Source organism: Histidinibacterium lentulum, from assembly GCF_003789055.1.
Taxonomy (GTDB): Bacteria; Pseudomonadota; Alphaproteobacteria; order Rhodobacterales; family Rhodobacteraceae; genus Oceanicola; species Oceanicola lentulus.
On sequence record NZ_ML119082.1, the window covers coordinates 500,253 to 512,360 of the forward strand.

A 12,108-nucleotide genomic window follows, 5' to 3' on the forward strand; every position below is an offset into this window, starting at 1 on the left:
CAATCTGCGCAATGACCTGACGATCTACGACGCCGTGGCCCGGGACTGGTGGTCGGACGAGGTGCGCTGGGTGCGCACGCTCCGGAACATGGTGCCGGGGCGGCTGACATGGTTCGACCGCCATGCGGACTGGGCCGGGCGGCGGGTGCTGGACCTCGGCTGCGCGGGCGGGTTCATGGCCGAGGCGCTGGACGACCGGGGCGCGATCGTCACGGGACTCGATCCGGCGGCGGAGACCGTGGCGGCGGCGCGGCAGCATGCGGATGCCGCAGGGCGCGGGATAGACTACCTCGTCGGGGTCGGGGAGGCCCTGCCCTTCGCCGCGGAGAGCTTCGATCATGTGGTTTGCGTCGATGTGCTGGAGCATGTGGCGAATCTCGACCGGGTGCTGTCGGAGGTGGCGCGGGTGCTGAAGCCGGGCGGGCTCTTCCTTTTCGACACGATCAACCGCACGGCCTTGGCGCGGTTCGGCGCGGTGACGGTGGCGGAGCGGGTGGTGCGGGTCCTGCCCAGGGGGACCCACGATCCGGCGCTCTTCATCCGCCCGGCCGAACTCAGGCGCGGTCTCGGAGCGGCAGGGCTGGTGCCCGGTCCGATGACGGGTCTGGGGCCGCGCGGGGTGGATCGGCGGGGCGATCTGACCTTCGGGACGCTGCCGGTCCGCTGGGTGATCTACATGGGCCTTGCGCGAAAGCCTGACCTTACGCCTGGAACAGCGGAAAGCTGACACCCAGCGCCCAGGCCAGCGCCAGTCCCAGCACAAGGCCCGGGGCGAGAGGGCCGGAGCGCGTGCCCGCGGCCCGGCCCATCGTGCCGAAGACGGCGAAGAAGAGCAGGATCACAGGCGCGATCATCATCAGGAAGAAGAGCCCCTCGAAATCCAGGGCCACGGCGATCCCGAGCGACAGGAAAAACCCGCCGCGGAGGGCAAAGCGCCGTCCGAGGCCCGCGCGGTAGGTCAGAAGAGCATCCGCCAGCATGAAGGGCACCGCCCCAAGGGCCAGCGCGGCGATAATCCAGAGCCGTCCGGGCGTGGGCAGGAAGTTCGCCGCATAGCGGTCGAGCGCCAGTCCGAAAAGCGCGCACCAGAGTGCCAGCAGGCCCAACGCCCGCCAATCCACCGGGCCGGTCGTCACGCCCCAGCGCCAGAGGAGCAGAATCTGCGCCGCGCCGAAAAGGGCAAGGTGCAGGGCAAGGTAATCGGCGACGAGGACCGGCAGGACCCCCGGGTTCAGCGCCACCGCCACAAGGGGGGCGAGGATCGCGGGGCCAAGGGCAGCAAGGGCGATCTGCCCGGCCGAGGGGTCATTGGCGTGGACTTGGTGGGCCGGCAGGCGGCGTGCCAGCGGCGCGAAGATCAGCACGAGCCCGCCCAGCAGGCCGAGGATCGCCCAGCCGGTGGGCAGGATCGCCACGTTCGAGCTGCGCCCGTAGGCTGTATCGAGCCAGTCGAGGGAGGCGCGACGTCCCGCGCGGCTGTAGAGGACGGAGACATGCTCGACAAAGGGCGCGATCTCGGCCCGGCGGCGGATATCGCCCGCGATGACGGTCTCGCCCTCCTCGGCACCGGGATCCACCATGCGGGCGGCCTCGAGCGCGAAGCCGCGCAGGCCCGGCTCCCATGCGCCGGTGACGAGGAGCAGGTCTCGGGGCAAGCTGGCGTCGATCACCTCGGAAAAGGCCGAGACGAGCACGACCGGGCCGATATCGCCGCGCTCCGCCGCCACGCGGACGAGGACATCCGTCGCCATGGAATGCCCGAGGAGCGCGATAGGCTCTCCGCCCGCGCCCGCCGCCTCGACCACTTCGGCGGTCTGATCCACGAGAAGCCGCGTCGTGCCGTCGACAGAGCCCACGTCACCCGACATCGGACGGTCGTGGCGGCCATGGCCGAGGAAGTCGAAGACATGCACGCGGTAGCCAGCCCGCGCCAGCGGCAGCGCGTAGCCCTGCATCATCTGTCGCGATCCGGCGAAACCGTGGGCGATGACCGCCACAGGACCCTCGGCGCCGGGACGCGCATACAGGCTTACGGGAGTATCGCCGACATCGGCCCGCTCGATGGTGACGCCGGCGCGGGAGACCTCCAGAAGGACAAGCGAGCCGAGGATCAAGAGGAGGGCGACGATGGCGCGGAGCATGGCGCGCGATCTCTAGCGCAGTCCGTTCCGGGCGATCTGGAGGGCGAGATCCGCCACCGCCTGCCCCCGTGCTGTCGCGATCGACGAGGCGGTGGTGGGCGCCGGGAGCGGCGATTCGATGAGGAAGCGCCCGGAGCGGTCGCCCTGGCCGGATTCGGGGGCCACGAAATACTGCCCGACGAGCCGGAAGCGCCCGTCCTCGGTGGCGACCATGTCGGTCAGCCGCACATCCACGCGAGCGGCGGGAAACTCGCGGAAGGGCCAGGGTTCCGCCGCGACGCGGGCACCGGTGATGGCGGATAGATCGCCCGCCAGCTGCTGCGTGACCGCGCGGGCGGGGTCGTCGGCCCAGAGCGGGCCAAGGCGGGTCAGCGCGCCGTCCTGCCCGCGGACATAGATGTCCTCCGATGCGGCATAAGTGGGCAGGGTCACCGTCACGACCTCCACGCTGGAATACCGCGAGGAGACGGAATCGGTGGGCGTGACGGCCGGGGCGGAATAGCGTGGTTCCGGCCCGGTCAGGAAGCTGCAGCCGCCGGTCAGAAGGACGAGGGCGAGCAGGGCAGGACGCAGGGGCGGCAGCAGGTCGGGCATTGTCATCTTCCGAGGATAAGGGAATTCGGGTTCCGTTCCAGTGTCCGCGCAAGGCGCTCCACGGCGGTGGCGGCAGCCTGAACCTGCCGGATCGCGCCCCGCAGGTCACGGGCGAAGGCGCTGTCGCGGTCGAAATCCGTGAAGGTGGCGCCCGCCTGGGTGGCCAGAGACGAAAGCTGATCGGCGAGCGACGGGAGCGAGGCGCTGGCCTCGGCCAGAGCATCCGCCGCGGCGCGGGCCGAAGAGAGCGTGGCGTTGGCGTTCTCGACCAGCCCGCCCTCGCGCAGCTGCGCGAGGGTGCCGCGCGCCTCGGCGAGGGTGGCGTTCAGCTCTCCAGGCAGCGCACGGGCACTGTCCTGGGCGAGGATCGCCTCGGCCGCGTCCAGGAGCTCGGTGGTCCGGGAGACGAAATCCTCGAGCGGCAGCTCCCCCGCCTGTCCCAGCAGCGCCTCCGCCTGCGCCACCACGCCGGGCAGGCCCTCGGCGGCGGTCGCCACGTCGGAGATGGCGCCGGTCAGCCGTTCGACCGTCTGCGCCTCCTCGATCTCGGCGAGCAGTCCGTTGAGGCGGGTGCTTGCGGTCTGCAGATCGGTGGCAAGTGCCGAGACCTGACCTGGCAGCGCCTGCACCTCGTCGCTCTGGGCGATGCCGCGGACGGAAGCGATGGTGGCGCGCAACTCCTCGATCGCGGCGCCCGCCTGTCCGGTCAGCGCCTGGGTGCTGTCCTGCGCCAGAAGGGCGTCGGCGCGTCCCAGGATCGCGCTCGCGTCGGCGACGAGTTCGTCCAGCGGCAGCTCCCGGGCCTCGGCGATCAGCGCATTGGCCTCGGCGGTCAGGGCCGGCACGGCGTCGGCGGCGGCGCGGACGCTGTCCACCGTGGCGGTGACCGCCTCGACCGTTCCGGCGGTCTCGATCTCCGTCAGCAGCCCGTCGAGGCTGGTGGCGACGCCCGAGAGGTCCGTGGCCAGGGCGGAAATCTGCCCCGGCAGCGCCTGGACCTCCTCGCTGTCGGCGATGCCCCGGACCGAGGCGAGGGTGCCCCGCAGTTCGGCCAGAGTGGCCTGCACATCCGCCGGCAGAGCCTGCGCTGCCTCTCCGGAAACGAGGCCATCGGCCGCGGCGACAAGGTCGGAAGCCTGCGCCACAAGGTCTTCGAGCGGCAACTCGCCTGCGCGCGCGAGCAGGCTCTCCGCCTCGGCGACCAGACCGGGCAGGCTGTCCGCCGCGGTTCCGATGCTTTCGACGGCAGTCGTGATGCGGGTCGCGGCCTCGGCCTCCTCGAGTTCCGCGAGGATCGCGGAGACGCGCGCGCTCGCTTGCTGCAGTTCCGCGGTCAGGCCGGAGATCCGGCCGGGCAGGCCCTGGGTCTCCTCGCTCTCCGCGATCTGGCGGATCGCGGCGAGGGTGGCGAGCAGTTCCTCGGGCGACCGCGTGACCGCCTCGCTGGACACCAGGGCCTCGGCGGAGTCGAGAAAGGCGATGGCTTCCTCCAGCAGTTCCTCGACCGGCAGATCGTCGATGCGACTGAGAAGGCCCTGGGCTGTGGCGGTGACGTCCGTCACGTCGGGCGGTGCCGTCGGCAGGATCGGATAGGGGTCTGCATCCGTGTCGAGGCTGGCGGCCTCCGCAAAGGGAATCTGCACCAGTTCGATCTTCAGCCCGCCGGTCAGCAGGCCGGCATTGGTCAGCCGGCCGCGCAGGCCGTCCGCGATCTCTCCCTCGAGATAGGTGGTCAGATCCGTGTCGGAGGCGCCTGCGCCAAGGCCGAGGCGTTCGGGGTTGATCCGGACCTGCGCCAGCAGCCGCACATCGGTGTCGCCGAAGCGTTCGGGGTCCACGAGCCCCGAGATCGCCGCGACATCCCCCACCCGCAGACCGCCGAGTTCCACCGGGGCCCCCGCAGAGAGGCCCGAGAGGTTCTCTTCGAAGATCATCGTGTAGGTGACGCTCAGCCCCTCCCCCGCCACGAGGAAATCGTCCCTTGCGGCGTCCTCGTCGGCGAAGAGCTCGAAGACCATGCCCGTCTCCAGCGGCGCGCCGCCGGAGCCCAGAGTCTCGAAGGTCACCCCGCCGGTCAGGAGCGACGCGACGGAGGTGAAATTGAGGCGGGCGCCGCCGGGACCCACGCTGAAGCTGAACCCCGAGATGTCCCAGAAACGGGTGGACGTGGTGACCAGACCCTCGAACGGCTCGAAGATGACCGCCTCGGTCTCGACGCCCGTCCCGTCCGGCATGACCTCCGCGCTGTCGATGCGTCCGACCTCGACGCCCTTGAAGAGGATCGGCGTCTCCGCCGTCGGCAGCGCCATGTCCGACCGGAGGATGAAGGTTGTCCCCTGCTGTTCGGCGCCCAGCAGCGGCGCTTCGTCGAGACCGCGGAAGGACGTCTGCTCCTCGCCCGCGACGCCGTCCCAGACCCCCTGGATGTAGACGCCGGACAGCACCGTATCGAGACCCGTGACCCCCTGGGCGGACACCTGTGGCCGGACCACCCAGAACCGGGCGCCGTCGTCGATGTAGGGCGCCATTTCGGGCTCGACCCGGATAGAGACGACGACCTCCTGAAGATCGGCCGAAAAGGCGACCTCCTCCACCAGGCCGACGCCGATGTCGCGGAAGCGCAGCTCCGTCTCGTCCGCGGTCACGCCTGCCGCGTTCTGAAAGCGGACCTCGATCAGCGGGCCCTGGTCTGCGTAGGTGCGCCAGGCCGTCCAGAGCGCGATCGCCAGGGCCACGATCGGCACGAGCCAGATCAGCGAGAACGCGGCGGCGCGCCCTTCCTCGACCGGAACCTCGGGCAGGTCGGGAGCGGTGTCGGGTCTGTCTGTCACGCGGGGCGGCCCTCGTTCTTGTCCTTGTCCTCATCCTCGCTGTCCCAGATCAGACGCGGATCGAAGGACTGGGCGGACAGCATGGTGAAGATCACCGACAGCGCAAAGGTCAGCGCCGCGGGGCCGGGCCGGATCGACGCGACCACGGACAATTGCACCAGCGAGCTCAGGATGGCCACCACGAAGACGTCGATCATCGACCATCGGCCAATGAAATCGGTGACTTCGTAAAGCCTGTGACGCTGGCGCGAGCCATGGAGCCAGCCGCGCTGGATCGAGACGGCGAGATAGGCGATGGCCACGAACTTGCCGACCGGGATCACGACGCTCGCCACCAGCACGATGGCGGCCACGACGAAGTCTCCGTGCCTGGCGATTTCTACGGCGCCGCCGACGATGGTGCTGGCGTCGTTCGACAGCAGCGTCTCGGTGATCAGCATCGGGTAGGTATTCGCGGGGATGTAGGCCAGCACCCCCGCGATCCACCACGCCCAGACGCGTTGCAGGCTCATCCGGTCGCGCGACTGAAGCCGCGCCCCGCAGCGCGGGCAACGCGCGGGTCCGGGCCGCCAGGCTCTCGCACAGCTGCGGCAGGCGATCAGGCCCGCCTCGCGCGCGGTCAGTTGTCCTTTTCGTCGAGCGCGTTCCATACCGACCAGGTGCACATGTAGGCATCGTTGATGATGACGATCACGACAAGCAGCGCGAACATCCAGAAGGCCGGCCCGAAATCGAGCTGGGCGAGGTCCGCCACCTTCACCAGCGCCACGGCGCAGCCGAGCGCGAAGATCTCCGTCATCGCCCAGGGCCGCATCTGCTGCGACAGACGAAAGGCCCGACGGGCCTGCGGAAGCGGTGCCTTGCCCACCGTGAGAGGCCCGAGCACATAGAGCAGCAGGAGCGTACGCAGAAGCGGCACGAGCACGATCGTGGCGACGGTGGCCACCGAGACGAAGACCAGCGTACCGGACCGGAAGCTGGTGGCCACGTCGAGAAGCGACGCTCGGTTGCCGAGGCCCGCGGCGTGGATCTCGAGGAAGGGAAAGAAGGCGGCGGCGGTCACGAGGATCGTCACGGACAGCGTCAGCGCCACGATCCGGAGGCTCGTCGCGCTGCGCGGAGCGATCAGCACCCGGTGGCACCTCTGACACACCGCGCGGCCGCCCTCGGCGGGCATGCGAGCCCGGTAGAGCGCATCGCAGGTCGGGCAGGCGATGTAGTCCTCGCTGTCGTTGGGTATGGGCTGGTCCGTCACGCGGCGATCTCCTTGAATGGTCTACCTAGCCTCCCGCGGCGGGAAGCAAAATAGGCCGCTCTACCCTCTCAGAGAACGCGCGACAGGAATGCCCGGGTCCGCTGCTGGCTCGGAGCGGAGAACAGGCTCGACGGCGGGCCCTGTTCGAGGATCACGCCGCCGTCGAGAAAGCAGACCTTGTCGGCGAGTTCCCGGGCAAAGCCCATCTCGTGGGTGGCGAGGATCATCGTCATCCCGTCCCGGTGCAATTGCCGCAGCACGTCGAGCACCTCGCCCACCAGTTCGGGATCGAGCGCCGAGGTGATCTCGTCGAAGAGCATGATCTCTGGCTCCATCGCCAGAGCACGGATGATCGCGACCCGCTGCTGCTGCCCGCCGGACAGCTGATCGGGATAATGGTCCATGCGGTCCGCGAGCCCGAAGCGCCGGAAGAGCGCCGTCACGGGCCCCATCAGCGCCGCCCGGTCGCGACCGTGAACGCGGCGGGGCGCGAGCATGGCGTTCTCCGCCGCGGTCATGTGCGGAAAGAGGTTGTAGGACTGGAACACGATCCCGATGCGCCGCCGCACGGGCCGCGGATCGAGGCCCGGTTCCGCGATGTCCACCCCGTCGAGGCGGATGGTGCCGTCGTCCACGGGTTCGAGCAGGTTGATGCATCGCAGGAGCGTGGACTTGCCCGATCCCGACGCGCCGATCAGACAGACCATCTCTCCCTCGCCCACGTCGAGGTCGATGCCACGGATCACCTCGGTGTCCCCGAAGCTCTTGCGCACGCCGCGCAGGCTCAGCTTCCCGGTCATCGCTGGCGCCGGCGCTGCCGGTTCAGGAGGTAGTCCGCATAGCGCGTCGCGGGGATGGTGATGGCGAGAAAGATCAGCGCGGCGCCGACATAGGGCGTGAAATTCGCCATCAGCGACTTGTAGACCCCCGCCTGGCGGAAGATCTCCACCGGCCCGATGAACGACAGCAGCGCCACGTCCTTCTGCAGGGCGATGAGCAGGTTCATGTTCGCGGGCATCACGTTGCGCAGCGCCTGGGGCAGGACGACATAGCGCATCGTGTCGGCCTCGGAGAGCCCGAGCGAGGCCGCCGCCGACCGCTGGCTCTGATGGATCGAGTCGATGCCCGAGCGGATCACCTCCGCGACATAGGCGGAATAGACGAGGATCAGCGCGAGCGAGCCCCAGATATAAGGGCTGTTCCAGGGGCGCGGCAGGCCGAGACCGGGGATGCCGAAGCCGATCAGATAGACCACGAGGATCACCGGCAGGCCGCGGAAGATATCGGTATAGACCGCACCGAACATCCGCAGCGGAAAGAGCGCCGGAGAGCGCACGTCCCGGCACAGCGCGATGGCGAGACCTGTCAGCGCGATCAGCGGAGCGCACCAGGCGAAGATGGCGATGTCGAGCAGGAACGCATTCAGGAGCCCCGGGAAGGTGCGGGCAAAGACCTCTGCGTCGAAGAAGCTGCGCTTGACCGCCTCCCAGCCGGGGGCCATCGGCACCAGCACCACCACCGCGAGCAGCACCGCCGCGGTCGAGAGCGCAGCGACCGTCGTGGAGCGCCGGCGCACCCGCGCCTCATAGGTGGCGCGTCGGGTGGGCCTTACCGCCGGTGCGGCGGAGACGGTTCCGTGGGTCTCGGTCATGTCGCTCCGGATGTCGGGGCGCGCGGTCGAGACCGCGCGCCTTCGTCGGTTACTGGATCACCGGAACACCGGTGGCGTCCTGAAGCCACTGGGCCTCGATCGCGGCGAGCGTGCCGCTTTCGGTCAGTTCGGTCATGGCGGCGTCCACGCATTCCTTGAGCGGGCTGCCCTCTTCCATCAGGAGGCCGAACTGGTCGGGGCTTTCGGTACGGTCCGCCGGGAACTGGCCGAGGATCTTGCCCCCGTCAACCACGACGGCCGAAAGATACAACGCGGTGGGCAAGTCGAAGAGCGCGGCATCGATCTGCCCCGCCTGCATCGCGGCAGTCACGTCGGCATTGTCTCCATAGAGGAGCGGGTCGGAGTTCGGCGCGATGAGGTCCATCAGGATCGGCATGGCGGTGGTGCCCGCCATCGCACCCCATCGCAGGTCCTTCATCCCGGCAATTTCCGGCGTCGCGCCGGTCTCTTCGACCACGCCCTCGGTAGTCAGCACCGCCATGGCGGAGGAGTAGTAGGGGAGCGAGAAGTCGACCATGCGGTCGCGGTCCTCGGTGATCGAGTACTGCTGCATGTTGAAGTCGAAGTTCTTGGCGCCCGGCTGGATCGCCTCGTCGAAGGAGGTGCGCACCCACTGCACCTGCTCGGGCGCAAAGCCCATGGCCTCGGCGATGGCATAGGCCACCGCGGCCTCGAAGCCCTCGCCGCTTTCGGGCGCGTCGTTCAGCACCCAAGGATAGAAGGCCGGGTTTCCGGTGGCGATGGTCAGCATGCCCTCTTCGAGGGTCTTGCCGGCGGCGCAGGCGCCGTGATCGGCGGCCAAGGCGCCGGTCGCTGCAAGGCAGGCGATGGTAATGGCAGACGTGACGATCTTCATGGCTCGGTGTCCTCTCCCGTCGAGACGGACACACGTTCCGCATCCGCGCGGCCAATGTCCAGAGCCCGCGCTGCGGCGCCGGCGCAGGCGGAGGCGCAGCGCCCGGATTCTGTGCGGCAGGATGCCGCCGAGGCCATGGCGGCAGAGGGAACAAACCCCCTTGACCGGGCCTTGAGGGAGCAACGGAGGGGGCGGCCGCCCGTGCCGACCGCGCAGGAGCCGCACCCTTCCCAGACCGATCAGACGTTCGTCCGGAGGACATGATGGACAGTGCCCATATCCAACCCTTCGACACCGGTCTGCCGGCGACCTGCGGTTTCCGGATTGCCGGCAAGGTCACCCGGACCGACATGTCCGCGATGGCCGAGCGGGTGCTCGAGGCCTTCGACAGGCACGACAAGATCGACATGCTGCTGGTCTTCGACCGCTACGACGGCTCCGAGACCGGTGCCAGCCTGTCGACCGACGCGATCAAGGCACAGACCGCGTCGCTCTGGAACGTCCGCGCCTATGTCACCGCCGGGGCACCCGAAGGCGCCGGCGAGATGGTCGAGACGATGGGGAGGCTCATCCCCGTCGACGCGAAGAGCTTTCCCACCGAGCGAGAGGCCATGGCCTATCTCGCCTCCCTTCATCCCCTGTCCTGAGGTTACCCATGAGAAGCATCTTCTACATCATCGGCGTCGTCGTCGTGGTTCTGGCGGTCCTGCAACTCGTCGCCTGACCAAGCCGACCCCCTGCCCCTTTCTTCACGAACTATCCCAGAGGAGACGATCATGGCCAACGAGAGTCCCGCCAAGGAAGCCCAGCATGCGGCCGAACAGGCTGCCGCCGAGGGGCGCCGCGCCGGGCAGGCCGCCCGCGACGAGATGCAGGGCATGAAGCACGAGGCGACCGGCCGCATGGATGCCGCGAAGGAGCGCGTCCGCGATGCGGCCGACGAGCGCCTCCGTGCCACGACCGCGACCGGCGCCGAGCAGGTTGAGCGCACGGCCCGCGCCTTCGAGGATGCGGCCGGCGAATACCGCGAGGGCAGCATGCCCAGCGAGGCGCTGCATCGCGTCTCCGGCTTTCTCGAGGACACGGCCCGCGATCTGCGCAATGCCGATCTCGAAACCGTCACCGGCGAGGTGAGCCGTTTTGCCCGGCGCAATCCGGCGCTTTTCGTGGCCGGCGCCGCGGCGGTCGGTTTCGCGGCCGCCCGCCTTCTCCGCGCGGGCGATGCCGACATGCGCGACGAGGACGACGACTGGGAGACCGCCGCGCCTGCCCCCCCTGCGGCCTCCCGGTCGAGCGGCGCCGCGGCCGAGCCGGGCGCTGCGGCCCACGGCGCGACGGGCACCACCAGGACACCGGACGAGCCTGGAGGTGCCGCATGAGCACGACCGGTGACATGCATCGGGAGCGGACGACCGGCGAGTCTTCGGCGTCGCTCCTGTCGGAGGCGCTGACCCGCGCGACGTCGCTCTTTCGCAAAGAGATCGACTTGGCGCGGGCCGAACTCGACAGCAGCCTGCAGGCCGCCTTTCTCGGGATCGGTCTGATCGTCGCAGCCGTGGTGATCTCGCTGACGGCGCTGAACGTCCTGTCGGCAGCGCTGGTGGCCGCGCTGGTCGAGGCCGGTCTGGAGACGGGCTGGGCGTCGCTCGCGGTCGGCGTCGCCTTCGCGGTGATCGCGGCCATCCTGGCCATGATGGGCGCGCGCAAGCTGAAATCCGTCACGCTCGGTCCGCAGCGGGTCGCAGACAACGTCAAGGCCGACGTGGCGATGGTGAGGGAGCGGGTCAGTGACTGAGCAGAAACCCGAGCAGATCGAACGCGAGATCGAGGACGAGCGCCGGTCTCTGGCACACACGCTCGACCGGCTGCAGGCACGGTTCACCCCCGAGGCTCTGGTGCAGAGGGCGGAGGACCGGCTCCGCGACGATGGCGGCGCCTTGATGAAGGGCCTGCAGCGGCGGATCGCGGCCAACCCGGTGGCAACCGCGGTAACGACGGCCGGGCTGGCGTGGCTGCTCTTCGGCCCGACGAAGGACGAACAGCGCGCGTGGCGGATGCGGCACGGGACCGTGCCTCGGGGCGCGGCCTTCGAGCGGCACCGCGCGCGGGCGGCGGCGTGGCTGCTGTCGCACGATCCCGACCCGGACCGGAGCCTGCGGCTGGCGCGGGACAAGGTGGCACCGGAAGTGGCCGAGATGATCGACCGGCTGGAGTTCGGCACCGACGACATGCCGCCCGAGGAGCGGGCGCGGGTTCGCCGGGCGCGGCTGCGGGCGATCTCGAGCCGGATGGCGGCCCGGCGGATGCGGGGCAGGCGGCAGCCGGCACGGATCTGAAGGACGGAGCTGACGGAAGACGGCGGCGACCCGGGAGGGCGCCGCCGTTCTTGTGTCAACGGGTCCGCGGTTCTGCGCGGGGGCCGGCGATCAGCCAGATGAGGAAGCCGATGACCGGCAGCAGGATGATCAGAAGGCACCACAGGACCTTCGCTCCGGTACCGGCGCGGGAACCGATGACCGAGATGATCGCCCAGATATCGAGGACGAGGATGATCAGCCCGCCGATACCGCCTATTTCAAGCATGTGATTCTCCAGGTCGTGGGGGTGCCCCGGATGGGGGGCATTCGGGGAGAGAAGCCCTCTCCGGGTAAGCTTGTTCCGGACGGCCGCCGGTGGGCGGGCCGGAGTTCACGATGAAACGCCTCGCAACTATCTGATCATGCTCGAGTAAAGTGTTAACACGCTCCAAGCTCGGTCGG

General features: G+C 69.4%; 14 protein-coding genes. 5 read left to right on the plus strand and 9 right to left on the minus strand.

Features of this window, described 5'->3' with window-relative positions:
* Nucleotides 1-4: 4 nt before the first annotated feature.
* Entirely contained in the window at nucleotides 5-727 is a 723-nt protein-coding gene (ubiG, locus tag EAT49_RS05400; protein WP_123641364.1) for a bifunctional 2-polyprenyl-6-hydroxyphenol methylase/3-demethylubiquinol 3-O-methyltransferase UbiG, read from the plus strand.
* Here the strand turns inward: ubiG and EAT49_RS05405 are convergent.
* The 8 genes from EAT49_RS05405 to EAT49_RS05440 all read right to left on the minus strand — a co-directional run bounded on the left by EAT49_RS05405 (nucleotide 702) and on the right by EAT49_RS05440 (nucleotide 9,349).
* Nucleotides 702-2,141 (minus strand): alpha/beta hydrolase, encoded by a 1,440-nt coding sequence (locus tag EAT49_RS05405; RefSeq protein ID WP_123641266.1) that lies wholly within the window; start codon nucleotides 2,139-2,141, stop codon nucleotides 702-704. The genes ubiG and EAT49_RS05405 overlap by 26 nt on opposite strands.
* A 12-nt stretch (nucleotides 2,142-2,153) precedes the next feature.
* Nucleotides 2,154-2,735, minus strand: a complete 582-nt coding sequence (locus EAT49_RS05410; protein ID WP_123641267.1) for a PqiC family protein — start codon at nucleotides 2,733-2,735, stop codon at nucleotides 2,154-2,156.
* Between the two features lie 2 nt (nucleotides 2,736-2,737).
* Nucleotides 2,738-5,566: an MlaD family protein gene (locus tag EAT49_RS05415; RefSeq protein WP_123641268.1), complete on the minus strand. Its 2,829-nt coding sequence runs from the start codon at nucleotides 5,564-5,566 to the stop codon at nucleotides 2,738-2,740.
* Nucleotides 5,563-6,078 (minus strand): paraquat-inducible protein A, encoded by a 516-nt coding sequence (locus tag EAT49_RS05420; RefSeq protein WP_342773818.1) that lies wholly within the window; start codon nucleotides 6,076-6,078, stop codon nucleotides 5,563-5,565. Before EAT49_RS05420 ends, EAT49_RS05415 begins: the two co-directional genes overlap by 4 nt.
* A gap of 107 nt (nucleotides 6,079-6,185) precedes the next feature.
* The gene (locus tag EAT49_RS05425; RefSeq protein WP_246003766.1) at nucleotides 6,186-6,821 is read right to left on the minus strand and encodes a paraquat-inducible protein A; all 636 of its coding nucleotides are present in this window, start codon (nucleotides 6,819-6,821) and stop codon (nucleotides 6,186-6,188) included.
* Nucleotides 6,822-6,889: 68 nt separating this feature from the next.
* Nucleotides 6,890-7,621, minus strand: a complete 732-nt coding sequence (locus EAT49_RS05430) for an amino acid ABC transporter ATP-binding protein (protein WP_123641270.1) — start codon at nucleotides 7,619-7,621, stop codon at nucleotides 6,890-6,892.
* Nucleotides 7,618-8,472, minus strand: coding sequence for an amino acid ABC transporter permease (locus EAT49_RS05435; RefSeq protein WP_123641271.1), 855 nt, complete (start codon nucleotides 8,470-8,472; stop codon nucleotides 7,618-7,620). Before EAT49_RS05435 ends, EAT49_RS05430 begins: the two co-directional genes overlap by 4 nt.
* Nucleotides 8,473-8,521: 49 nt before the next feature.
* Nucleotides 8,522-9,349: an ABC transporter substrate-binding protein gene (locus EAT49_RS05440; RefSeq protein WP_123641272.1), complete on the minus strand. Its 828-nt coding sequence runs from the start codon at nucleotides 9,347-9,349 to the stop codon at nucleotides 8,522-8,524.
* 263 nt (nucleotides 9,350-9,612) lie between these two features.
* Here EAT49_RS05440 and EAT49_RS05445 point away from each other — a divergent pair, with 263 nt between their 5' ends.
* The 4 genes from EAT49_RS05445 (at nucleotide 9,613) to EAT49_RS05460 (ending at nucleotide 11,685) form a co-directional block, all read left to right on the plus strand.
* Nucleotides 9,613-9,996: a SpoIIAA family protein gene (locus EAT49_RS05445; protein ID WP_185020655.1), complete on the plus strand. Its 384-nt coding sequence runs from the start codon at nucleotides 9,613-9,615 to the stop codon at nucleotides 9,994-9,996.
* A gap of 129 nt (nucleotides 9,997-10,125) precedes the next feature.
* A complete protein-coding gene (locus EAT49_RS05450) occupies nucleotides 10,126-10,728 on the plus strand; it encodes a hypothetical protein (protein WP_123641274.1) in 603 nt (200 codons plus the stop codon).
* On the plus strand, nucleotides 10,725-11,144 hold the full coding sequence (locus EAT49_RS05455) for a phage holin family protein (RefSeq protein ID WP_246003767.1): 420 nt from the start codon (nucleotides 10,725-10,727) through the stop codon (nucleotides 11,142-11,144). The genes EAT49_RS05450 and EAT49_RS05455 overlap by 4 nt, the downstream gene beginning before the upstream one ends.
* Nucleotides 11,137-11,685 carry a DUF3618 domain-containing protein gene (locus EAT49_RS05460; RefSeq protein ID WP_123641275.1) on the plus strand — a complete coding sequence of 183 codons (549 nt, stop codon included), beginning with the start codon at nucleotides 11,137-11,139 and terminating at the stop codon, nucleotides 11,683-11,685. Before EAT49_RS05455 ends, EAT49_RS05460 begins: the two co-directional genes overlap by 8 nt.
* Nucleotides 11,686-11,740: 55 nt before the next feature.
* Here the strand turns inward: EAT49_RS05460 and EAT49_RS05465 are convergent, their stop codons facing one another.
* A complete protein-coding gene (locus EAT49_RS05465) occupies nucleotides 11,741-11,932 on the minus strand; it encodes a PLD nuclease N-terminal domain-containing protein (RefSeq protein ID WP_123641276.1) in 192 nt (63 codons plus the stop codon).
* Nucleotides 11,933-12,108 lie beyond the last annotated feature (176 nt).